The sequence below is a fragment of the Streptomyces sp. NA02950 genome, assembly GCF_013364155.1.
GTDB lineage: Bacteria > Actinomycetota > Actinomycetes > Streptomycetales > Streptomycetaceae > Streptomyces.
In genome coordinates this window covers 1,381,457-1,403,269 of record NZ_CP054916.1, presented here as the reverse complement: position 1 = coordinate 1,403,269, position 21,813 = coordinate 1,381,457, and the positions used below count along the sequence as shown (strand labels likewise).

Below are 21,813 nucleotides of genomic sequence, written 5' to 3'. Positions count from 1 at the left end.
CCGCCTCGCTGCCGGGCACACCTTGACTGACGCGGCACCAGAGACGCGAAAGGGGTGCCATCAGGCACCCCGGATGCGGGGCCGGTTCGGCGAAGGCGCCGGGCCGGCCCCGGTCTGTCTGTGCCGTTCCGGCCGTGGGGCCTGAACGGCGGTCGGACGACGCCTAGGCGGCCGTCACGATGTGCTCGGAACCCCGCGGCCGGCACGGGGCGATGACCCGTCCGTCCGGCAGCAGCTCACCGGTGTCCTCGAAGAGCAGGACGCCGTTGCACAGCAGGCTCCAGCCCTGCTCCGGATGGTGCGCCACCAGATGGGCGGCCTCCCGGTCGGCGGAGTCGGCTGACGGGCAGGGTGGTTGGTGCTGGCACATGGCAGGGTTCTTTCGCTGCGGTGTGGTGAAGGTGCTGCGGTTCTTCGCGGCATTCATGGCCGCCCCCCGTGGTGAGTTGGTCGGTTGCTCCCAGTGTTGCCCTACGGGCGGGATTCCGCAGGGATTTCGCGGTACCGGTCTCGCTAGATAATGACGCATCACCCGTTCGGACGGTTCATCGCGGCGGGACTGTTACGAGGACGCAGCGAAGCGCCCTGTGACCCGGTGGTCACAGGGCGCTTCGCTCCTGGTGAAAGTGCTGGTCAGGCAGGCGATCCCAACAATCGTGCCGGGGTCAGCCGCAGCGTGAGCGCGGGCAGCAGATCCGCCGCCCGGTGCGCCCGGTGGGCCGCGATCCCGGGTGGGGCCGGGGCCAGCGGCACCATCAGATCGCCCGCGCCCAGACCGCCGTCGGCGGCGTCCGCCACGGGGTTCTCGTGCAGCCACAGCGTGACCATGTACATCTCCGGGATCGACAGCAGCCGCGGCTGGTACGTCACGGGCAGCGACTCAGCCTCGCGCAGGGCCAGTTCGGCCGACGCGACATACGGCCCCTCGGAGAAGTGCGAGAACGCCCAGCCGTCGGCGGTCAGTCGCGCCTCAGCGGCGGCCACCGTACGGTCCTCCTCGCGGATCATGAAGCGCCATCCGTGCAGCCGGGTGCGGGGTCCCCCGGCCGGTGCGGTGATGGCGTCCAGGACATGGACGGGCAGCGGGAGTTCGGGTTCGAAGGGACCCGCGAGGGCGTTGAGCCCCGGGGTGCGGACCTCATGGACGGCGGTGGGGGAACCGAGGGCCGTGAGGACGCTGCGCAGGGCGGGCGCGGGAGCCGGGGGCACATGCAGCGGCATGGTGGTGTGGCCTCTCACTCAGGAGACACGGTGAAGCGGCAGCGGAGTCATGGTTCGACAACATCGACAACGCTGTCGGTGTGCGGGGGTCATACGCGGGTCAGAGGGTGCCGGGACGAACTGTCCGGGCGTTATCTCTCCGCCTTGTTAACCGAGTTTATACGAACCATGTTCCCGGCATGTTTCCGCTAGCTGTGCGCGATATTGCCGACAAGGGGTATTCAGGACCGCGCAGGCGTGGGGATTTTCCCCGATTCTGTGCCAGATGCATGGATATGACCTGGCTTTTTGTCGTCATCGCGGTAGGCTGGATCTCACCGGTGCATTTACCCGGCCCATTGCGGCGTAGTTGAGAGCGTACCGGCTGGGCGGGCCGCACGGGGCGTTATCGATCACATTGGTGGGCATCATCGAGCGTGGTGTAAGCGGCTGACGCCGGTGATCCACTCGAGGAAGGACGCTTCGATGGGGGAGAAGGTCGTAGCCGGTGAGTTCGACCCGTCCGGTCGGCAGCGGCAGCGCGGTCGGCTCCGGCAGTGCCTGGACGGGCTCGGCCGGCTCCTGGCGGAGAAGCGATTCGACCGTCCGCGTAATCTCATGGGTCTGGAGATCGAACTCAATCTCGCCGGCGCCGACGGGATGCCGAGGATGATGAACGCGGAGGTTCTGGAACGCATCGCGAGTCACGATTTCCAGACCGAACTCGGGCAGTGCAACCTTGAAGTGAACATCGTGCCGCACCGTTTGCACGGACGTGTTCTCGACCAGCTCTCCGAGGAGCTCCGCACCGGGTTGTCATATGCCGACCGCAAGGCGCGGGAAGTGTCCTCCGAGATCGTGATGATCGGAATTCTCCCGACTCTCGCCGCCCGGGACCTGGGATCGGCGAACCTCTCCTACGACGACCGCTACAAACTCCTCAACGAACAGATGCTGGCCGCCCGCGGCGAGGATTTCCTCATCGACATCGAGGGCCAGGAGCGCTTCACCTACGCCAGCGCCTCGATCGCCCCCGAAGCCGCGTGTACCTCCGTGCAGCTCCACCTCCAGACAACCCCGGGGCGGTTCGCGGCGGTGTGGAACGCGGCGCAGGCGGTGGCCGCCGTGCAGATCGCGGTGGGCGCCAACTCGCCCTTCGTCTTCGGTCGGGAGGTGTGGCGGGAGTCCAGGCCACCGCTGTTCCTCCAGGCCACCGATGTGCGGCCACTGGAGTACGCCGCCCAGGGCGTCCGTCCGCGCACCTGGTTCGGCGAGCGCTGGATCGGCGACGCCTACGAGCTGTTCGAGGAGAACCTGCGCTACTTCCCCCCGCTGCTGTCGGCCGGCCAGGACGAGGACCCGCTGCGGGTGCTGGACGAGGGCGGTGTGCCCGCCCTCCATGAACTGGTGCTGCACAACGGCACGATCTACCGCTGGAACCGGCCGGTGTACGACGTGGCGGGCGGGGTGCCGCATCTGCGGGTGGAGAACCGGGTGCTGCCCGCGGGCCCCACCGTCACCGATGTCATCGCCAACGCGGCCTTCTACTACGGACTGGTCCGGGCGCTGGCCGAGGAGCCCCGCCCGGTGTGGTCGCGGCTGCCGTTCACCGCCGCGGCGGCCAACTTCGACGCGGCCTGCCGCCATGGCATCGACGCGGTCCTCCAGTGGCCCAAGCCCGGCCGCTCGGCCGCCCTGGCCCGTACGCCCGCGGTGCGGCTGGTACGCGAGGAACTGCTGCCGCTGGCCGCGGCCGGGCTGGGCGGCTGGGGGGTCGAGCCCGCCGACCGCGACCGCTATCTCGGCGTGATCGAGGAGCGCTGCAAGCTGCGGACCAACGGCGCGTCCTGGCAGGCCGCGACCTATCACCGGGCGCTGGACAGCGGGCTGGGGCGGGACGCGGCACTGGCCGCCATGACCCGCCGCTACTGTGCCCTGATGCGCACCGACGCACCGGTGCACACCTGGCCGACCGACCTCTCCGGCTGATCCCGGGCTCGCCGCACGTCCTCACCGGCGACCCCGTATTGTCCGGTCGGGAAGGGGCCGGAGTGACGCGAGCGACCGGAGCGACCCTGTCGCCGGGCCGGCGCGGCGAGCGGAGGAAGTGGAGGCTGGAGTGCGGTCACAGGCGCGCGACGCGGAGCTGTCCGTGTACGAGAGCGGGCTCTCGCGGCGGACCCTGCGCAACGAGACGCTGCTGGTGCTGGCGCTGTCGCTGGGTGCGAGCGCGCTGTCCGCCCTGATCGACTTCGTCGGCTCGGTGACCCGGCCCGGTGGGCTGAAGGACCAGGCGGCCACGCTCAACGCCTCCGAGGCCCCGGGGCGGCCCTGGCTGGACCTCGTCTGGCAGCTCTTCGGGATCACAACCGCCCTGGTCCCGGTCGTGCTGGTGGCCCATCTGCTGCTGCGGGAGGGCGCGGGGCTGCGCACGATCGGCTTCGACCGGACCCGGCCGCGTTTCGATCTGGCGTGGGGCGCGGTGGTCGCCGCGTGCATCGGCGGCACCGGGCTGCTGCTCTACCTGGGCGCGCGGGCGGCCGGGGGCAATCTGACGGTCGTGCCCGAGGCGCTGCCCGAGGTGTGGTGGAAGATCCCGGTCCTGATCGCCTCCGCGGTACAGAACGCCGTGCTGGAGGAGGTGATCGTGGTCGGCTATCTGCTGCGCAGGCTCGGGCAGTTGGGGTGGACCCCGATGGCCGCCCTGCTGGCCAGTTCGGTTCTGCGCGGCTCATACCACCTCTACCAGGGGATCGGTGGCTTCTTCGGCAATATGGCGATGGGCGTGATCTTCGTCCTGCTCTACCGCAGGTGGGGACGGGTCGGACCACTGGTGGCCGCCCACGCGCTGATCGACATCGTGGCGTTCGTCGGATACGCCCTGCTGGAGGGCCGGGTGGACTGGCTGCCCACCGCCTGACCGGGCCCCGCGGCGGGGCGCCGGCCGGACGGTGGACGGCGCTCAGACCAGTAGCTCTCCGTCGATGACCGTGACCGCGCCGCCGGTCAGCAGCGTGCGGTCGCCGCGGAGCGCGGTGCGCACCAGCCCGGTGCGGGCGGACGCCTGGAGGCCGGTGAGCTCGGTGCGGCCGAGCCGGGCGGACCAGAACGGGGCGAGCGCGGTGTGCGCCGCACCGGTCACCGGGTCCTCGTCGATACCGACGGCCGGTGCGAAGACCCGGGAGACGAAGTCGTAGCCGCGGGCCGGGTCCTCGGCCGGTGCGGTCACGATGACGGCCCGTCCGGCCAGGTGGGCGAGCGGTGCCAGATCGGGTGCGAGGGCGCGCACCGTCTTCTCGTCGGCCACCTCCACCAGGATGTCGCCGACGTGGGGCCCGGTGTCCCGGGCGGAGAGGACCTTCACCCCGAGCGCGTCGGCCAGGGCATCCGGCACCCGCATCTCGGTCAGTGCGGCGGTCGGGAAGTCCAGCGTGATCGTGCCGCTGTCCTCGGCGGTCGCGGACAGCACCCCGCTGAGGGTGGCGAAGCGGACGGTGCCGGTCGCGGCGCCCGTGGTGCGCAGGATGTGGGCGGTGGCGAGGGTGGCGTGACCACACATGCTGACCTCGGTGGTCGGTGTGAACCAGCGCAGCGCCCAGTCGGCCTCGGCCGCCTCGGGCAGCGGGTGGGCGAACGCGGTCTCGGAGAGGTTGACCTCGGCGGCGATCCGCTGGAGCCGGTCGTCGTCGGGGAAGGCGTCGGTGTCGAGGAGCACCACCCCCGCCGGGTTCCCGGCGAAGGGGCGGTCGGTGAACGCGTCGACGATTCGTATGCGCATGGCTCGACCGTAGGCGGCCTCCGACGATGTTGACCATGGCCAATTCTCGCGGTGTGGCCCGGCCGGGCTATATCGGGGCCTTGTCATCCGATCGGTTCCGATATATCGTCGAAACATCGTGATGGATCGACGATGAAGGGAGCCTCACGATGCGTTCCCAAGAACACCGACATGGACACTGCGGGCCCGGCCACCGGGGCCGGGGCGGCGGCGAGGGGCGGCGCGCGGCCTTCGGCCCGTTCGGACCCCCCTTCGGCGGGCCTCCGTTCGGGGGTCGCGGCCGGGGCGGGCCCGGCGGTCGGGGCTCACGGGGCCGGGCGCGGCGCGGCGATGTGCGCGCCTCGATCCTCGCCCTGCTGAAGGACCGCCCGATGCACGGTTACGAGATGATCCAGGAGATCGCCGAGCGCAGCGGAGGAGCCTGGAAGCCGAGCCCCGGCTCGGTCTACCCGACCCTTCAGCTCCTGGAGGACGAAGGGCTCATCAGCAGCGAGAGCGAGGGCGGCAAGAAGCTGTTCGCGCTCACCGAGGAGGGCCGTACCGAGGCCGACGCCGGAGCACAGGCCCCCTGGGAGGAGGCCGGGCGCGGCATCGACTGGGAGGCGATGCAGGAGATCCGGCAGGCCGGTTTCGGGCTGATGGAGGCGTTCGGGCAGGTGTGGAAGACCGGTTCGCCCGAGCAGCGCAAGAAGGCGGTCGCCATCATCAACGAGTCGCGCAAGCGCATGTATCTGATTCTCGCCGAACAGGACGACGAGGGCGGCGACGGCACCGCGAGCGGTGAGAACTGATCGCGTAGGGGGATGCGGAACAGTGGCGGAACAGCGGGGGCCGGGGCCGATGGGCTCAGGCCCCCGTTCAGTCGACCAGTGCGCCCAGCCTGCGCAGTGACTCCTCGAGCGCGCTGGTCGCCGACTCCTTGAGCTTCGCGGCCATCAGGGAGACCGCGCCCCCGGTGAACTGGCCGTCGATACGGACCGTCGTGGCAGCGCCGTCCGGCGTCAGCGTGTAGCGCATTCCGAGGTTCACGCCCATCGGGCCCTTGCCCCGGGTGGCGAGCAGCCGGGCCGGTTCGCAGGCCTCCACGGTCCAGCTCACCTCGGCGGGAAAGCCCATGAGCTTCATGTTCTCCGAGTGTGTCGCCGCCACGTCGAGGCGTTCGGGGCCGCCGTGCGGAAAGCCGGTGTGGGTGGCGTTCCAGTCCCCGTAACGGGAGAAGTCCGTGAGGGCGGCCCAGATCCGTTCGGCCGGTGCTTCGATACGTGCTTGCGCGCTGACCTCGGCCATGGGGGCGGATCCCTTCGTATGCGGTACGACTGCGGTACGACCGCTGCGGTACGGCCGCTATGCCGGGCGCCGCGGCTCGGGTGCCGCGGCGGCATCGCGCACCGTAGCCCCGGGGGCCTCAACCCTCAAGCCTGATGGGGTGTCAGGTCCGGTCTTCCGGGCGGCGGCCGGGCGGCGCCGCGGCGGCAGCGGAAACCGGCGGCGGGCCGGCGGGCGCTCCAGCAGCCGGTCGACATGGTGACGGCGCAGCCCGCGCCCCGGTTCGACCGGCACCAGCAACTGATCCCGCCGCCAGCGGGATCGGCGCACCAGCCGCTCCGGCATGACGTCGTCCAGCCAGGCGAAGGGGCGGCCCGCCGCGTGCCGCAGGATCGGCGCCCACTTCCGGCCGGTCAGCAGATCCAGGAGCGGCAGTTTGGGGTCGCCGGGCTGTTCCTGGTAGCCGCTGAACTCGACGACCGGCAGCGGCGGCAGTTCGAGAAGTGGCCCGATATGGCGGTTGGCCTCGTGCTCCCAGGTGGTCGCCCACACCAGGTCATAGGTCTCCGACAACTCGCGCAGCCAGTCGGCGTGGGTCGCCGAGAGCAGCACGGTGAAGTCAAGGATGTCGTACCCGGTGAACCCCTCGGCGGGCAGCACCGGGTTGAGCACACCGTCGATGTCCAGGAACAACAGCGGCCGGTCGGTCATCGGACTCCTTCGCTGCGGCGCGCGTGGCGGAAAGGCGCGGTTGCCAGTGAGGGACGTCCGATGGCCGGGCGGCGGTTGCAGTGATGTGCATGCGGTCGTCCCCGAACCCCTCCTCCCCGAGGAGGAGATCCGGTCATTGGCGCCCAACTACGGTGGGATGCGCACATGCTTCCCGGCGAGGATGCTCCGAGCCCATAGGGACTGATGGGGTGAGAGCGTGCGAAGTCGTACCCTTTCCTCCGGCGCCGCCGCCGGATTCGAGGCCCGGCTCGGCGGGTGCCTGACCGCCGTGGTCGCGGGTGCCCGCAGACGTGCGGTCCGCGACGGCGACAAGCACATCGACACCGCCCATCTGCTGCACTCCCTGGTGGAGTCCGATCCGCGGGTGCGTGACGCGTTCGCGGGCGGCCCGCCGCAGGTGGTGCGCCTGCTCGGCTATCTGGTGCAGCGCACCATCGGCTACGGCCTGCGGTGGAGCGGCACGGTCGAGGAGTCCGGCGCGGGGCGGGCGGGGGTGGCGGGGGTGCGATACGACGACGGGGGGCGGGACGACGAGGCGGCGCCGGTGGCGTCCGGTTGGGTCGCGCCCGGCTGGTCACCGGCGGCGGCGGTCGCCCTGGAGTCCGCCGTCCGGCGGGCCGCGGCCCGTGGAGTGGCGCACGCCCACGGCCCCGACCTCTTCGCCGCCCTCCTCCGCGATCGTGGCTGCCGGGCCGTGGAGGTGCTGCGGCGGGCTGGGGTCGAGGTGGAGGCCCTGGTCATGACCGTGGACGGGGACATCTGCCAGCAGTCAACGGGATGACGGTCCTGACCGGAGCTGACATGATGTCCCGGTGCACATATCGCAAGGTCAGAGTGGGAATCAGGAACGGAACGCCGCGTTGGGGCTCGCCCTGGCGTCGGCTCTCGCGTTCGGCGGATCGGGGGTTGCCGCCAAGCCGCTGATCGAGGCGGGGCTTGCGCCGCTCCAGGTCACCTGGTTGCGGGTGATGGGCGCCGCCCTCGTCATGCTGCCCCTGGCCTGGCACCACCGCCGTCTGCTCACCCGGCGCCCGGCCCTGCTGGTCGGGTTCGGGCTGCTGGCTGTCGCGGGTGTGCAGGCGTGCTTCTTCGCGGCGCTCTCGCGCATCCCCGTCGGCGTCGCCCTGCTTGTCGAATACCTCGCTCCCGCCCTGGTGCTGGGGTGGGTCCGGTTCGTCCAGCGCCGCCCGGTCAGCCGCGCCGCGGCCGTCGGTGTGGTGCTGGCCGTCGGCGGACTCGCGTGTGTGGTGGAGGTGTGGTCCGGGCTGAGCTTCGACGCCGTCGGACTGCTGCTGGCTCTCGGCGCGGCCTGCTGCCAGGTCGGCTACTTCGTCCTCTCGGACCACGGCAGCGATGGTCGGGACCAGGCCGACCCGCTGGGCGTCATCGCCTACGGCCTCCTCATCGGTGCCGCGATGCTGACCGTCGTGGGCCGCCCCTGGCAGATGGACTGGTCGGTGCTGACCGGCCGCGCCGACCTGGGCGGCGCCCGGGTGCCCGCGGTGCTGCTCCTCGCCTGGATCGTGCTGGTCGCCACGGTCGTCGCCTATCTCACCGGGGTCCTCTCGGTACGGCGGCTCTCCCCGCAGGTGGCCGGGGTGGTGGCCTGTCTGGAGGCGGTCATAGCGACCGTGCTCGCCTGGGTACTGCTGGACGAACATCTGGGGGCCGTCCAGGTCGTGGGCGGTGTGGTGGTGCTGGCGGGCGCGCTGATCGCCCAGACCTCGGCGCCGAAGGCGGCGGCGACCACCGAACCGGTGGCGGCGTCCGGCGGGACATGGGAACCGGCGCCTGCGGACGCGGAGCGGCACCTGTCGGTGGAGGACCCGACGCCGCGCTGAGATGTCGCTTCCCGCGCCGGGGCGGACGTCGGTCCGGCTGTCGCTGGGGCGGGTGTCCGGGTACGAGCCCCGCCTCGGTCGGGCACGGCCCGTACCGGAGGAACCGGGCTTCTGGCACGGCTGGTGCGTGTGGTGCTGTCGCGGCTTGCGGCGCGAGTGCCGCGGGCTTTCCGCCGACGCGTCGGCCGCCCGCATGCCGGTGGGGCGGTACAGCTGTCGCGCGGGGCCGGCCCGGCTTCGATGCGGGCAGGGTCGACCTCGGTCGACCCTGGGCATGCGGTGCTGGTGCGGGCCGCGGCGACCGCGGGCTTGCCGCCCACGTGTCGGTGTGCCTCCCGGCGTGGGCGGTCTGCCTGTCGCTGGGGGCGGGACCCGGGTTCGGTGGGTCCGAGCGACCGCCTCGGGCGGTCAGGACCCGCCCTCAAGGAGCCCCGCGTCGGGCCGCGGTGAGAGCTCGGGACGGCGGGCAGGGCCCGGCCTCGGGTCGAGGCGCGCAGTGCCGCACCGGCAGCCGCCCGCGCGTCGGTTGCCCTCCCTCCCCTCCACCGTCCACGATGTGGCCTGGTCGGACCGGTGTTCGGGGCGTGGGATAGCATCCGCGCATGCGACTGACCGTGCTGCCCCCTCCCGCCGCCTGACGCGGGCGGCCGCCGCCGTGGTGCCGGGCCCGGGGAATGATCCCCGGTTGACCGGCCGTTTCCGGCGTGCGATGCCACGGAGGGCTCCGGCAGACGACACCCGCGCCCGCTGACGATCCACGCGATCCGGCGGAGCGCACCACCGATCCCCCTGCCGGTTCACCATCGGCCTGTGCGACGCGCCCGGACCACCCGGGCGCGTCCCCGCTGCCCGCATACGGAAAGACGCGATCCGATTCATGTCTTCCGCGGGAGAACTCCTCATGCTGCAAACGCTTTCGCCGTCCTCTGCCCTGCCCGTCGGCCGGGGGCTGTTCTACGTCACCGTCGCCGCCACCGCCTGGGGCACCGCGGGTGCCGCCGCCGCGGTGCTCTACGACGTGAGCGGGCTCGGACCCCTCGCGCTGACCTTCTGGCGGGCGCTGGGCGGGTGTGTCCTGCTGCTGGCCGTCCGCGCGCTGCGGGCGCGTCGCCGGAACGGGCGGACCGACGCATCGCGCCCGGTCGAGCCGCCACGGCGCCGGGCGGCGCGGATCCTGGTCACCGGGGTCGGGCTGACGCTCTTCCAGGGCGCCTACTTCGCGGCCGTGGAGGCGACCGGGCTCGCCGTCGGGACCGTGGTGACGCTCGGCGCCGCGCCGGTGATGGTGGCGCTGGCCGGGCGGGTGACCATGGGCGAACGCCTGGGCGCCGGTGGCGCGCTGGCCGTCGCGGGCGGGCTCACCGGGCTGCTGGTGCTGGTGCTCGGCGGTGACGGGGCGGGAACCGTACGGCCCGTGGGTGTCGCCCTGGCGCTGCTGTCCGCCGCCGGTTACTCCGCCATCACGCTCTACGCCCGCCACCTCGGCCGCCGCGGCGACGCCGTGGACCCGTACCGCACCACCCTGACGTCGTTCGCCGTCTGCGCGGTGCTGCTGCTGCCGTTCGCCGCCGCGGAGGGGTTGTGGCCGCAGCCGCAAGGCCTGGTGAGGACGCTCGTGTTGCTGGTCTACATCGCCGCGGTGCCCACCGCCCTCGCGTACGGACTCTACTTCGCGGGGCTGGCCGCGCTCCGCGCCACCACGGTCACGGTGATCACGCTCATCGAACCGGTGACGGCCTCGGTCATCGCCGTGGTGCTGCTCGGTGAGCGGCTGACCACCGCGACCGTGGCCGGTACGGGGGTTCTGCTCGGCGCCGTCGCCGCGCTCGCCGTGGCGGAGACACGGACCACCGCCCCGGCGGGCTGACGCCCCGCCCGCCGGAGGAGGCCCCGCGGGCTACGCGCCCCGGCCTGCGGGGGCCATGGTCACCGCAGGCCGGGGGTGGTGGTCCAGCACCGCCGCGTCGATTCGGGGGCTGAGGAACATCCGGGTCGGATCGTGCGCCAAGCGTTCACCGGCCCTGGTGGGCGGCTGACGGGGCGTCGGCTGCGGGGCCGGTCCGAAGTCGCTCCACGGACAACGCCCTATTATCTGCGGGAGCTTCGTACGTCACCTGCGGTGACGTTCTTCGGGCCTGACGTGAAGCGGCCCCGATGTCCGTGGCAAGGGGGGAGGCGGTGCCCATCGTCGTTCAGCCGCCGGCCGGGAAGGCGTTGACCGTCCGGGCGGCGGCCGGCGCCTTCCTCGACTCGCTGCGCAACCCGAACGTCCGCAGCTACTCGACCGGAGTCGGCAAGACCGCCGTGCGGATCGGTGAGGACCGTCCGCTGGGGTGGTCGCGGATTCGAGGACCCTGACCTCGCCGTCAGACGTTGTCCGGTCAAGGTTAAGGGCGCCCGGAGCAAGGCCGGCCGCCGGGGGCGGGCGCGGGAGGGCTTGGTGCTGGAGACCGTGTACGGGGACGCCGGCACCGCTCGGCTCCTGCCCCGCCTGCTGCGCGGCCGCACCCGCGGGCCGGTGTTCGTCACCCACCGCCGCCCGGGCCCGGGAAAGGTTGTCAGTCTGCGCGACGTGTGCCCGGACACCGGACTGGCCCCCTCCTACGGCCAGGCCCGTGCCCTGCTGGATGAGCACACCGCTGTGCGGGGGCCGGGGACCGGCTGGGACCCGCACGAGTACCGCCACTCCGCTCTCACCCACCTCGGTGAGCAGGGCGCCCCCTGCTGATGCTGATGGCCAAGTCGAGACACAAGAAGCCGGAGAACGTCCGCCGCTACGTCAAGCCGTCCCCCGAGGCGATCTCAGAGCTGACCAGTCTGCTCGCACCGGGCAACACGCTAGTGGCGGGCTCGCGGGTGCCCGTCCGCCGGGGCTCGGGGCGCCAGGTGGCGACCAGGGCGGCGGCCAGAAGCAGTTCGGCGATGTCGCCGCCGTAGTACATGATCTCGGCGCCTTCCTGTACCTGGTCGATCGGGGCGTGGATGTTGACCCAGAAGCCGCCGTACATCAGCTGGGAGATGACCGCGTGGGCCGCGATGGCGACACCGAGGCAGACCAGCCGGGCACGTACTCCGGGCCGGGAGGGGGCGGGGTCGGGGCCGGCGATGACGTAGGCGAACAGGCACCCGGACAGCAGGAAGTGCGTGTGCAGCAGCCAGTGCCCGGCCGGATGGCCCATGGCCGCGTTGTAGAGGGGGGTGAAGTAGAGGACCGCGAGGCTGCCCGTCGACAGCGCCAGCGCGACCGCCGGGCGGGCGAGCAGACGGGCGGGCGGGCTGTGCAGCAAGGAGGTCAGTCGCCGCCCCCGGGCCGCGGGCAGGGTGCGCAGCAGGAGCGTGACCGGGGCGGCCAGGACGAGCGCGAGCGGCGCGTACATGCCGATGAGCATGTGCTGCGCCATGTGGCCGCGGAAGTCCTGCTGCGCGAAGGGTGCGACGGGCGGTAGCAGGGCGACGCCGAGCAGGAAGATCCCGCCCAGGAACCCCCCGGTCCGCCACCGGCTCCAGTCCAGGGCGGGGTTGTGGCGGCGAGCCCGGCGGACGAGCAGCAGGTAGGTGCCGGCGACGGCCAGCAGGACGAGCGCGGGCAGCAGCCACTGAAGAAGGCTGCTGCCCGCATCGTGCCCGCGCTCGTGCATGTGGTGGCCCATCAGGCGCGCCGGCCTTCACGCGTGGTGGGGGCGCCCGGGTCGAAGGGCTGGCCGTTGCGCTGGAGCAGGTACCCCCCGACGACCAGCAGGGCGCCCAGGACGAGGAAGCCGATGTCCCACCAGACCTGCCCGTCTCCGGCGTAGACGTGGTGGATGCCCAGGACGTGGTGGTCCAGGACGCCTTCGACGAGGTTGAAGATGCCCCATCCGGCCAGGACCCAGCCCCACAGCACGCGGGAGGTCCATACGCGTCGACGGTTGTGGGTGACGCGGGAGTACAGGATGGCCAGGCCCAGCAGGACGGCGATCCAGCACACGGCGTGGAAGATGCCGTCCCACACGGTGTTCATCTCCAGGCCGGAGACGGTCTTGGGGTTGTAGTACTTCACCCCGATGTGGTCGTGGTTGGTGCTGGTGAGCATGTGGTGCCACTGCAGCAGCTGGTGCAGCAGGATGCCGTCCACGAACCCGCCCAGCCCCACACCGAGCACGATGCCCGGCAACTGGATACTCGCCGGCCGTGCCGTGCCAGCCCGGGCCTCGCCCGTCGTGGTGGCCATCGCTCGTCTCCGCTCCTGCTGGCTGGGGGTCTGCTGGAAGTGCCTCAGCCGCAGGTTCCCCTCTTCGCCGCGCCCACGCGCGCCGCGTGCCCGCCATGCGGCTCAACCGCAGCCGCGCCCTGGGCAGCCGCGCCCTGGGATCACACGATGTCCTCGGCGTCCGGGGCGCGCAGGGGTCGCAGACTACCCGGGCAGGTCGGGTAGCTGGGAGGAGTACCGGCCGAGCACGTTGATGTGGTGGCGCGACGGACGGGGACAGGCGGGCGACGTCCTCGTTGCGGATCTCGAAGCCGTCGCCGCGCAGTTGAGCGACGGCGACGTCCATGTAGCGGGTGCACATCCTGCGCCCGGCCGACAGGGTGTCCCGCAGCCGCTGGTTCGCCGCCTCCCGCACCGTACCCACCAGCCGAGACAGACGGCCCGCCCCCGGGCAGCAGCACCCGGCCCTCCAGCAGCCAGCCCGCCGCCGCGTCGAACAACGCCTTCGGCCCGTCCCCCGTCGTCCACGCGCGCGTCCAGCCGGGCCGCCGGCTCCTCGCGGACCTCGGTGAAGTCCCGCCAGCCCCCGGCTTCCTGGATCTCCCCGGCGTGCGTACGGGCCGTGCCGTCCCGCCCGCCGTACAACTGGGCGTCCCAGGGGTGGATGAGCACGGGCGGTCTCCTTCCCGGGCCGGTCAGTGCCGGATGAGGTAGCCGGGCACGGGCGTGTCGGGCGCGAGGTCGTCGGCGGGCACCGGCGCGCCGTAGGCGGGTGCGACGGGCAGCACACCGCTCCAGTAGGGGAGCGCCACGTCCTCGGGATCGTCATCGGGTCCGCCGGTACGGATCTTGGCGGAGACCTCGGCGAGGTCGAGGCGCAGTACGGCGGTGGCGGCCAGTTCCTTGGCGTTGGCGCGGCGGGAGTCGGCGGCGCGGCCGGGCAGTACGTGGTCCACCAGCGCGTCGAGGGCGGCGGCGCGGTCGACCGGGTCGATGACCGGCCGGGCGGTGCCGTACACCACCACCGAGCGGTAGTTGATGGAGTGGTGGAACGCCGAGCGGGCCAGCACCAGGCCGTCCACATGGGTCACGGTGAGGCACACCGGCAGCCCCGGCTCCTCGTCGCCGGGCCGCTCGGCCGCCGCGGTCCGCAGCGGGCGGGAGCCGGTGGAGCCGTGGACGTAGAGACTCTCACCGACCCGTCCGTAGAGGGTCGGCAGGACGACGGGCGCGCCGCCGCGTATGAAGCCCAGGTGGCAGACATAGCCCTCGTCGAGGATCGCGTGCACCACCTCGCGGTCGTACGAGGCGCGTTCGCGGGCACGGGTCGGCACGGTCCGGTCGGTGGCCGCGTAGGCGTCCGGGGAGGCGTCCGGGGAGGTGGTCGCGGACATGTGCACCCTCCATTGCACTAGTGCAAAATAGTGTTTGTGCTAGGAGAATATCCGATCGAAGGCCGCCGCGCAGCGGAGATCGCGGCCAGTGTGGAGCGCGCGGTCGGTACCGGTGAGCTGTCACCGGGTCAACTGCTGCCGCCCCTGCGGGAGTTGGCGGAACGGCTGGGGGTGAATCCCCATACCGTCGCGGCCGCCTATCGCGTGCTGCGCGAACGGGGCGTGATCGAGACGGCGGGCCGCCGGGGGAGCCGGGTGCGCCCGCGCCCCGCCAGCACACCCCGCGAGTGGATCCGGGTCGAGGCCGCGGGCGCGCGCGACCTGGGGACGGGCAACCCCGATCCCGCACTGCTGCCCCCGCTCGGCGAGGCGCTCACCGCGGCCGCCGCGCGTGCGGCCGAGCGGCCGACGCTCTACGGTGCGCCGGACGTCGCTCCCGGACTCGCCGAGCGGGCCCGCGCCGCCCTGGACGCGGACGGCGTGCCCGGTGGGCCCGTCGCCGTCACCTCCGGCTCGCTCGACGCCATCGAGCGCGTGCTCACCGCGCATCTCCGGCCCGGTGACGCGGTCGCGGTCGAGGACCCCGGCTGGGGCAGTCTGCTCGACATCATCCCGGCGCTCGGACTGCGCGCCGTCCCCGTCGGGGTCGACGACGACGGGCCGCTGCCCGAACGGGTCGAGTGGGCGCTGCGCCAGGGGGTGCGGGCGCTGGTCGTCACCGACCGGGCGCAGAATCCGACGGGCGCGGCGATCGGTGCCGGGCGCGCGCGTGAACTGCGCGACGTCCTCGCCGGTTACCCCCAGGTGCTGCTGATCGAGGACGACCACGGCCACGGCATCGTGGATCTGCCGCTGCACCCTCTCGCGGGCGGCACCGAGCACTGGGTGCTGGTCCGCTCCACCGCCAAGGCGTACGGTCCCGATCTGCGACTCGCCGTGCTGACCGGCGACGACGTCACGCTGGACCGGGTGCGCGGCCGTCAGCGGCTGGGCCCCGGCTGGGTCAGCCATCTGTTGCAGGAAGCGGTGGTCGAGCTCTGGCGCGCCGGGGCGGTGGATCCCCAGGCGGTCGCGGCGTCGTACGGCGAGCGGCGCGAGGCGCTGGTGCGGGCCCTGCGGGAGCGGGGGATCGCCGCCCACGGCCGCAGCGGGATGAATGTGTGGGTGCCGGTCGCCGACGAGACCGGCGCGGTGGCCCGGCTGCTCCAGGCGGGCTGGGCGGTCGCGCCCGGGGCGCGGTTCCGGCTGGCCTCGCCGCAGGGGGTGCGGCTGACGGTCTCACCGCTGAGCATGCGGGACATCGGCCCCGTCGCGGACGCGCTGGCGGCGGCGACCGGACCGGCCCCGGCGGGGCGCTATGACTGAGTGGGCGGCGGTACGGCCGACGGGTCGGGGCCGGGGGCTCTTCGCGTGGCGCGCCCGTGCGGATCAGGGCGGATCAGGTCCGAGGGATCTTCGTGCGCGGCGCGCGCGGCCTTCGTGTCCCGCTCTGGGTCAGCGCCGCGCCCGCGAGCACCACCAGCGCGCCCACCGGTGTGTTCCAGGTGAGGTGTTCGCCGAGGATCGCCACACCGGCGGCGGTGGCGATCACCGGGACGAAGTACGTCACCATCATCGCGGTCGTCGGGCCGACCTCCTCGACCAGGCCGTACTGGATCAGGAACGCCACCCCGGTGCCCAGCGCGCCGAGGGCGAGCACCGACAGCAGCGGCAGTGCGGGGAACGAACCGGGCGTCGGCGCGAACACCGGGGCGACCACGGCGAGTTGCACCGTGCCCAGCAGCAGCTGGGTGCCGGACTTCGACAGGTGCGAACCGCCCGCGCCGCCCAGGGTGCGGCGGACGTACTGCCAGCCCACCGCGTAGCTCGCCGAGGCCACGAGCGCCAGCACGGTGCCCAGCGGGTCCTGCCCGGAGAACCCCTGCCAGGCGCCGAGTACGATCAACACGCCGACAAAACCGAGGCCGAGGCCCGCGACCCGCTGGCGGGTCGGCCGGTCGTCGGAGACCACGACCACGGCGAGCAGCATGGCCCACAGGGGCGAAGCCGCGTTGCAGATCCCCGCGAGGGTCGAGGGGATGGTCAGCTCGGCGTAGGCGAACAGCGAGAACGGAAGGGCGTTGAGAAAGAAGGCGGACACCGCCAGATGCCCCCACACCCGCACTCCGCGCGGCAGCCGCTCCCGCTTCACCGCCAGGACCGCGAACAGGACGGCCGTGCCGAACAGCATCCGCCCCAGCGTGACGTAGAGCGGCGCGAACGCCTCGTTGCCGACCTTGATGAACAGGAAGCTGAAGCCCCAGATCAGGGAGAGCACACCGAACCGGATCCGCCAGTCGAGCAGCGGGCGGTGCGGAGCGGGGGAGGGGGCCGGGACCACCGGGGCGGGGGCGGTCGTCGGGGCGGGCGCTGTGGTCATGGCAACACCATGAGGCACGCGAACCTCTTAGAACAAGCGAGATTCTGTGCGAGGCATCGCGTAGCATTGCTTATATGTTGAACCTGGATCGCCTACGGACCCTCCACGCCGTGGCTCGCCACGGCTCCGTGAGCGGCGCGGCCGAAGGGCTGCACGTCACCACCTCCGCCGTCTCCCAGCAGCTGTCGAAGCTGGAGCGGGAGACCGGTCAGCAGCTCCTCGCCAAGAACGGCCGCGGAGTGCGCCTGACCGACGCCGGAAGACTCCTCTCCGACCATGCGGCGCGCATCCTCTCCCAGGTGGAGCTGGCCCAGTCGGATCTGGAGGCCCAGCGCGGACACGCCGTGGGCGAGCTGCTGCTCGGCGCCTTCCCCACCGCCGTCCGCGGCCTCTTCCCCGAGGCGCTGGCCCGGATGCGCACCGAGCACCCCCAGCTGCGCGCCCGGTTGCAGGAGATGGAGCCGGACGAGTCGGTGCCTGCGGTGGTGCGCGGCGACATCGACGTCGCGGTGGTCCTGGACTGGTACAACAAGCCGCTGCCGATGCCCGACGGGCTGGTCAAGGCACCGCTGATGGACGACCCGGTGGATGTGGCGATGCCCGAGGGCCACCCCTTCGCCGACCGGTTCGCGGTCGAGCCGGAGGACTTCGTCGAGGACGAGTGGATCTCCTGGCCGAAGGGCGGGTTCTGCCACGACTGGCTGATGGTGACCCTGCGCAGCAAGGGCATCGAGCCCCGGATCCGGCACACGGCGCGGGAGCACCACAGCCAGCTCGCGCTGATCGCCGCCGGGCTCGGGGTCGCCGTGGTGCCCCGGCTGGGCCGTGGCCCGGTGCCGCCGGGGGTGCGGATGGTGCCGGTCAGCCCGCCCACGATGCTGCGGCACATCTACGCGATCTGGCGGGCCGACGCCGACCGCAGGCCCTCGATCCGCGCGTCCGTCGAGGTGCTGCGCTCGGTGGGGGAGAAGATCGGCGACTGATCTGGCCGCGGGCCGCTCAGCCCCCGCTCCCCGGCCGGTCTCCGGAAGTGCTCCCCGGCCGGTCTCCGGGAAGCTTGCGGAAGTCCCACGAGACGATCCTGTCCGGAATCAGCCGCAGCCAGGCGTGGCGGCCGTCGTACGGCATGGCGTCCAGCCCGAAGTACTTCGCGGCGAACAACCGCTCCGGCGTGTTGAGTTCAGCACACGGCGCGCCGGAGCGCGGGGCCTCGCCGACGGCCACCGCCTCCCCGGACAGTTCCACGCCGCGCAGCTCGCCGTAGTCGTGCCCGTCGTCGACGATCACGGCGATCCGCGGATCGCCGCGCGCCTGAGTCCAGCGCCGGCTGCGGGTGAGGGAGTACAGCCACAGCGCGGTGCCGTCCCAGCCGAACCACAGCGCGCTCACATGCGGCCGCCCGTCCGCGCCCACCGTCGCCACCCGGCACACCCGCTGCCCGGTGAGGAAGGTGTCCAGCTCGTCACGGGTCATCATGATGCGGCGGCCCCGCCGCTGGGTGACGGCCATCCGTTCCGGCACCTCCCTGGCTGGTGTGGTGCGGCACAGGATGGAGGCTCTTCCTTCCACCCGCAAGGGGCGCTAGCCTCCCGCGCCGTGACCCCACCCCCAACCGAACCACCCCAACGGGCAGCCGGTTCGGCCGGACTGCTGACGCCCGGACACTGCGCGCTGCTGACCGTGGAGTGCCAGCGCGGAGTGGTGGGACCGGACAGCGCACTGCCCGAACTGGCCGCCGTGACACAGGAGTCCGGAGTACTCGGGCGTGTCGCCCGGCTGGTCTCGGCCGCCCACGACACGGGCGTCCAGGTGCTGCACGCGGTGGCCGAGCGGCGCGCCGACGGACGCGGCGCGAGCCGTAACGCCCGGCTGTTCCGGGCCGCCGAACGGCTGCCGGTCCAGCAGCTCATCGGGAGCGACGCGGTGCGCATCGCCGACCCGGTCCCGGTCGCGGCCGAGGACCTGGTGGTACGGCGGCTGCACGGACTGTCGCCGATCGCCGGGACCGAGGTGGACGCGCTGCTGCGCAATCTGGGCTGCCGCACCCTGGTGATCTGCGGGGTGTCGGCGAACATCGCCGTCCCCAACGCCGTCTTCGACGCGGTCAACCTGGGCTATACGGCGGTGGTGCCCGAGGATGCGATCGCCGGGGTGCCCGCCTCGTACACCCCGGCGATGGTACGCAACACCCTCGCCCTCGTCGCCGCCGTCACCACGGCCGACGAGGTGATCTCCAACTGGAGCGGATCGGCCGTCAGGCCATCCAGATGGAGCTTCCCTGCACCTTGATCTGCGCGCCGGGCAGCGGCTTGGTGGCCGGACCGCCCTTCACACTGCCGTCGGTGATGTCGAACTTGCTCTTGTGACACGGGCAGTTGATGGTCCCGCCGGCCACATCGCCGACCGAGCAGCCCGCATGGGTGCAGACCGAGGAGAACGCCTTGAACTCCCCGGCCTTGGGCTGGGTCACCACCACCTTGTGGTCCTTGAAGACCATGCCCCCGCCTTCGGGGATCTGGGAGGTCTTGGCCAGTTCCATACCGCCGCCACCGCCCGAGCCGCCGCCTCCGCCGGCGTCGTTCGCTCCGGTGTCGGCGCCGGACTGGCCGCCCTGCGACGGCTGTCCGGAGCCCGAGTCCTGAACACTGCCCCCGCCCTGCTTGTCCGACCCGCTGTCGTCACTGCCGCATGCGGCGAGCGCGGCGGCGAGTCCGGCGGCTCCGGCGGCGGAGACCACGGCACGACGGGTGGAACCCCGCCCGGTGCTGGTCGGCTGCGTCATGGTGGTGCCTCCTGTCAGGGGACGATTCGCCCTTCCATACGGAGACGGCGGCCCCCTTGTTCAGATGGCCTTCAGACGTGGTGTTCAGACGGCGAGCGCCTTCCGGAGGAAGTCCAGCTGGAAGCGGAGGAGGTTCTCGGTGACCGCCTCGTCGGCCGGCAGATGGGCCGAGGAGGGCAGCGGCAGCACGGTGTGCGGGCGCCCGGCGGCGAGCAGCTCCGCGGAGAACCGCAGCATATGGGCGGGGGCCACATTGTCGTCCGCGAGCCCGTGGATCAGCAGCAGCGGGCGGCGCAGCTTGTGCGCGTGGCCGAGCAGGGAGTTGCGCGTGTAGTTCTCCGGCTCCTCGTCCGGATGGCCGAGGAAGCGCTCCTCCCAGTGCGTGTCGTACAGCCGCCGGTCGGTCGGCGCGGCGCCCGCGACGGCGGCGTGCACGATGTCCGGATGGTGCAGCACGGCCGCCGCGGCCAGTGCGCCGCCGAAGGACCAGCCGCGCATCGCGACCCGTCCGAGGTCCAGGTCCGGGCAGTGCCGGGCGGCCGCGCGCAGCGCGTCGAACTGGTCCTGGAGCACCGGGCCGAACCGGTCGCCCCGGATCGCCTTCTCCCACGCCGGACCGCGCCCCGGAGTGCCGCGGCCATCGGTGACCAGCACCGCGAAGCCGTGCTCGGCGAACCACTGGGACACACACGCCCACCAGCCGCGGGCGCGCACCGCCAGCTGGAGCCCCGCACCGGCGTACGGGTCGAGCAGCACCGGCAGCTGCCGCGCGCCCGGCTCGTACCAGGACGGCAGATACAGCGCGGCGCGCAGATCCCGCTCGCCGAGCCGCAGATGCCGGGGCGCGACCGAGAGCCCCGGCTCCTCGGTGAGCGAGGCGATCCGGCCGACGGGCGCGCCGTCCCGCAGCACGGTCACCGACCCGCCGTCGGGGGTCAGGCTCGTCAGTACCGTCGTCGGCCCGCCCGCCGCGCCGTGGTGCACCCCCGGCTCCTCGCTGAGCCGGACGAAGCCGTGGCCGGGCCGGTACGACCACAGATGGCGCTCGGTCGGCTCCTCGCTCGCGGTGAACAGCACCCGCTCCCCGGTCACCCCGGCCACCTCGTGGACCTGGAGCCCCGGCGGGGAGAGCGCCTCACCGATCCGCAGCCCGCGCGTGTCGTTCCGCTCGACCACGTCGACCGACACGCCGGAGGCGGTACGGGCCGGGGTGCCGGGCACCAGATGTACCCACGCCGGATCGCTTCGCTCCGCCAGCAACCGGGTCGCCCCGGTGTCCGGGTCCACCGCCAGGGTGCGCACGGTGCGCTGGTCCCGGCTCTGCACGGTGACCGTCGGACCGTGGGCGTCCCAGCCCGCGTCGACCAGGTACTCGAACGCCGCGCGGTCCCAGTCGACCTCGGCCCGCCGTCCGTCCACCGTCACCAGGTGCAGCGACACCTCCGCGTTGGCCGTGCCCGCCGCCGGATAGCGCATCGTGCGGGGCCGCCGGGCCGGGTCCGACGGATCGGTGAGATAGCGGATGCCCACCGCCCTCGGATCGGTCCGGGCGACCAGCAGGGCGCTCCCGTCCGGTGCCCACCAGTGGCCGCGCTGCCGCCCGATGGACTCGGCGGAGACGTAGTCGGACAGCCCGTACGTCACCTCGGACTCCTCCGGGACGGCCAGCGGCCGGTCCCCGCCGCCGTCGAGGCCGACCACGTGCAGCGCGCCGCCGGTCACATAGGCGATCAGCCGTCCGTCGGGGGAGGGGCGGGGATCGGTCACCGGACCCGCGGCCGTCACCGGGAACGGCGCGCCGCTGTCGGTGCGCACCGCCCACAGCGCCCCTCCCAGGGCGAACACCGCGACCCGCAGGTCACGGTCGGCCGCGTAGCCGACCACGCCCTCGGAGCGCTCCCGGGCCCGCTCCCGCCGGGCGCGTTCGGCCGCCGGGACCGCGCCGCCGCCCGCCAGCCGCCGTGGATCCGCCAGCAGCCGGTCGTCCCCGTCCGGGCCGTCGCAGCTGCCGACCTCGCGCAGCCACAGCAGGCTCATCGGATCGGTGCCGCCACCGGTGCGGACGAACAGCACGCGCTCCCCGTCCGGCGAGACGCTGAAGTGCCGTGGCGCACCGAGGGCGAAGCGGCGGCTGCGGGCCAGTACCCGCGGGAACCCGTGGACGGCCGCGGAGACTCGGGAGGCATCCATGCGGGGGACTATGCCATGCCGG

General features: G+C 72.8%; 21 protein-coding genes and 2 pseudogenes. 10 read left to right on the top strand and 13 right to left on the bottom strand.

Annotated features, from left to right (window positions below; translation table 11 throughout):
* Positions 1-163 precede the first annotated feature (163 nt).
* Both HUT19_RS05675 and HUT19_RS05670 read right to left on the bottom strand, forming a co-directional pair.
* A complete protein-coding gene (locus HUT19_RS05675; protein WP_043236576.1) occupies positions 164-370 on the bottom strand; it encodes a DUF5999 family protein in 207 nt (68 codons plus the stop codon).
* A 263-nt stretch (positions 371-633) separates the two neighbouring features.
* Positions 634-1,221, bottom strand: a complete 588-nt coding sequence (locus HUT19_RS05670; RefSeq protein WP_176179389.1) for a hypothetical protein — start codon at positions 1,219-1,221, stop codon at positions 634-636.
* A gap of 465 nt (positions 1,222-1,686) precedes the next feature.
* On the opposite strand from HUT19_RS05670, the gene HUT19_RS05665 reads away from it, so the two are divergent.
* Positions 1,687-3,189 carry a glutamate--cysteine ligase gene (locus HUT19_RS05665; RefSeq protein ID WP_176179388.1) on the top strand — a complete coding sequence of 501 codons (1,503 nt, stop codon included), beginning with the start codon at positions 1,687-1,689 and terminating at the stop codon, positions 3,187-3,189.
* A gap of 130 nt (positions 3,190-3,319) precedes the next feature.
* A complete protein-coding gene (locus HUT19_RS05660; protein ID WP_254885453.1) occupies positions 3,320-4,120 on the top strand; it encodes a CPBP family intramembrane glutamic endopeptidase in 801 nt (266 codons plus the stop codon).
* Positions 4,121-4,162: 42 nt separating this feature from the next.
* Here HUT19_RS05660 and HUT19_RS05655 read toward each other — a convergent pair whose 3' ends face one another.
* Complete coding sequence (locus HUT19_RS05655; RefSeq protein WP_176179386.1) at positions 4,163-4,978, bottom strand: PhzF family phenazine biosynthesis protein; 816 nt, start codon at positions 4,976-4,978, stop codon at positions 4,163-4,165.
* Positions 4,979-5,127: 149 nt separating this feature from the next.
* On the opposite strand from HUT19_RS05655, the gene HUT19_RS05650 reads away from it, so the two are divergent.
* Positions 5,128-5,769 carry a PadR family transcriptional regulator gene (locus HUT19_RS05650; protein ID WP_176179385.1) on the top strand — a complete coding sequence of 214 codons (642 nt, stop codon included), beginning with the start codon at positions 5,128-5,130 and terminating at the stop codon, positions 5,767-5,769.
* 67 nt (positions 5,770-5,836) lie between these two features.
* Here the strand turns inward: HUT19_RS05650 and HUT19_RS05645 are convergent, their stop codons facing one another.
* Positions 5,837-6,265: an SRPBCC family protein gene (locus HUT19_RS05645; protein WP_176179384.1), complete on the bottom strand. Its 429-nt coding sequence runs from the start codon at positions 6,263-6,265 to the stop codon at positions 5,837-5,839.
* Positions 6,266-6,322: 57 nt separating this feature from the next.
* The gene (locus HUT19_RS05640) at positions 6,323-6,955 is read right to left on the bottom strand and encodes an HAD domain-containing protein (RefSeq protein WP_176179383.1); all 633 of its coding nucleotides are present in this window, start codon (positions 6,953-6,955) and stop codon (positions 6,323-6,325) included.
* A 217-nt stretch (positions 6,956-7,172) separates the two neighbouring features.
* On the opposite strand from HUT19_RS05640, the gene HUT19_RS05635 reads away from it, so the two are divergent.
* The 4 genes and pseudogenes from HUT19_RS05635 to HUT19_RS05620 form a co-directional block, all read left to right on the top strand.
* Complete coding sequence (locus HUT19_RS05635) at positions 7,173-7,757, top strand: Clp protease N-terminal domain-containing protein (RefSeq protein ID WP_176179382.1); 585 nt, start codon at positions 7,173-7,175, stop codon at positions 7,755-7,757.
* 31 nt (positions 7,758-7,788) lie between these two features.
* On the top strand, positions 7,789-8,817 hold the full coding sequence (locus HUT19_RS05630; protein ID WP_176179381.1) for a DMT family transporter: 1,029 nt from the start codon (positions 7,789-7,791) through the stop codon (positions 8,815-8,817).
* A 901-nt stretch (positions 8,818-9,718) separates the two neighbouring features.
* A complete protein-coding gene (locus tag HUT19_RS05625) occupies positions 9,719-10,684 on the top strand; it encodes a DMT family transporter (protein ID WP_176179380.1) in 966 nt (321 codons plus the stop codon).
* 311 nt (positions 10,685-10,995) lie between these two features.
* Positions 10,996-11,652, top strand: a pseudogene (locus tag HUT19_RS05620) (hypothetical protein); the annotation flags it as partial.
* Here the strand turns inward: HUT19_RS05620 and HUT19_RS05615 are convergent.
* The 4 genes and pseudogenes from HUT19_RS05615 to HUT19_RS05605 form a co-directional block, all read right to left on the bottom strand.
* The gene (locus tag HUT19_RS05615) at positions 11,592-12,455 is read right to left on the bottom strand and encodes a cytochrome c oxidase assembly protein (protein ID WP_176179379.1); all 864 of its coding nucleotides are present in this window, start codon (positions 12,453-12,455) and stop codon (positions 11,592-11,594) included. The pseudogene HUT19_RS05620 and the gene HUT19_RS05615 overlap by 61 nt on opposite strands.
* Before the next feature lie 11 nt (positions 12,456-12,466).
* Positions 12,467-13,027, bottom strand: coding sequence for a DUF2243 domain-containing protein (locus HUT19_RS05610; protein ID WP_176179378.1), 561 nt, complete (start codon positions 13,025-13,027; stop codon positions 12,467-12,469).
* A gap of 358 nt (positions 13,028-13,385) precedes the next feature.
* A pseudogene (locus tag HUT19_RS44190) lies at positions 13,386-13,546 on the bottom strand (DUF4158 domain-containing protein); the annotation flags it as partial.
* Positions 13,547-13,701: 155 nt separating this feature from the next.
* On the bottom strand, positions 13,702-14,400 hold the full coding sequence (locus tag HUT19_RS05605; RefSeq protein ID WP_176179377.1) for a pyridoxamine 5'-phosphate oxidase family protein: 699 nt from the start codon (positions 14,398-14,400) through the stop codon (positions 13,702-13,704).
* A 36-nt stretch (positions 14,401-14,436) separates the two neighbouring features.
* Between HUT19_RS05605 and HUT19_RS05600 the strand changes: the two genes are divergently transcribed.
* On the top strand, positions 14,437-15,765 hold the full coding sequence (locus tag HUT19_RS05600; protein ID WP_176179376.1) for an aminotransferase class I/II-fold pyridoxal phosphate-dependent enzyme: 1,329 nt from the start codon (positions 14,437-14,439) through the stop codon (positions 15,763-15,765).
* A gap of 73 nt (positions 15,766-15,838) precedes the next feature.
* Here HUT19_RS05600 and HUT19_RS05595 read toward each other — a convergent pair whose 3' ends face one another.
* Positions 15,839-16,819 carry a DMT family transporter gene (locus HUT19_RS05595; RefSeq protein WP_176179375.1) on the bottom strand — a complete coding sequence of 327 codons (981 nt, stop codon included), beginning with the start codon at positions 16,817-16,819 and terminating at the stop codon, positions 15,839-15,841.
* Between the two features lie 74 nt (positions 16,820-16,893).
* Here HUT19_RS05595 and HUT19_RS05590 point away from each other — a divergent pair, with 74 nt between their 5' ends.
* Positions 16,894-17,802, top strand: coding sequence for a LysR family transcriptional regulator (locus HUT19_RS05590; protein WP_176179374.1), 909 nt, complete (start codon positions 16,894-16,896; stop codon positions 17,800-17,802).
* A 16-nt stretch (positions 17,803-17,818) separates the two neighbouring features.
* Here HUT19_RS05590 and HUT19_RS05585 read toward each other — a convergent pair whose 3' ends face one another.
* Positions 17,819-18,328 carry a pyridoxamine 5'-phosphate oxidase family protein gene (locus HUT19_RS05585; RefSeq protein WP_176179373.1) on the bottom strand — a complete coding sequence of 170 codons (510 nt, stop codon included), beginning with the start codon at positions 18,326-18,328 and terminating at the stop codon, positions 17,819-17,821.
* A 138-nt stretch (positions 18,329-18,466) separates the two neighbouring features.
* On the opposite strand from HUT19_RS05585, the gene HUT19_RS05580 reads away from it, so the two are divergent.
* Positions 18,467-19,108, top strand: a complete 642-nt coding sequence (locus HUT19_RS05580; protein ID WP_254886122.1) for a cysteine hydrolase — start codon at positions 18,467-18,469, stop codon at positions 19,106-19,108.
* Here HUT19_RS05580 and HUT19_RS05575 read toward each other — a convergent pair.
* Together HUT19_RS05575 and HUT19_RS05570 are read right to left on the bottom strand one after the other, a co-directional pair.
* Positions 19,074-19,601 carry a Rieske (2Fe-2S) protein gene (locus HUT19_RS05575; RefSeq protein WP_176179371.1) on the bottom strand — a complete coding sequence of 176 codons (528 nt, stop codon included), beginning with the start codon at positions 19,599-19,601 and terminating at the stop codon, positions 19,074-19,076. The two genes, HUT19_RS05580 and HUT19_RS05575, sit on opposite strands and share 35 nt — an antisense overlap.
* Positions 19,602-19,685: 84 nt before the next feature.
* A complete protein-coding gene (locus HUT19_RS05570) occupies positions 19,686-21,791 on the bottom strand; it encodes an alpha/beta fold hydrolase (RefSeq protein WP_176179370.1) in 2,106 nt (701 codons plus the stop codon).
* Between the last annotated feature and the right edge of the window lie 22 nt (positions 21,792-21,813).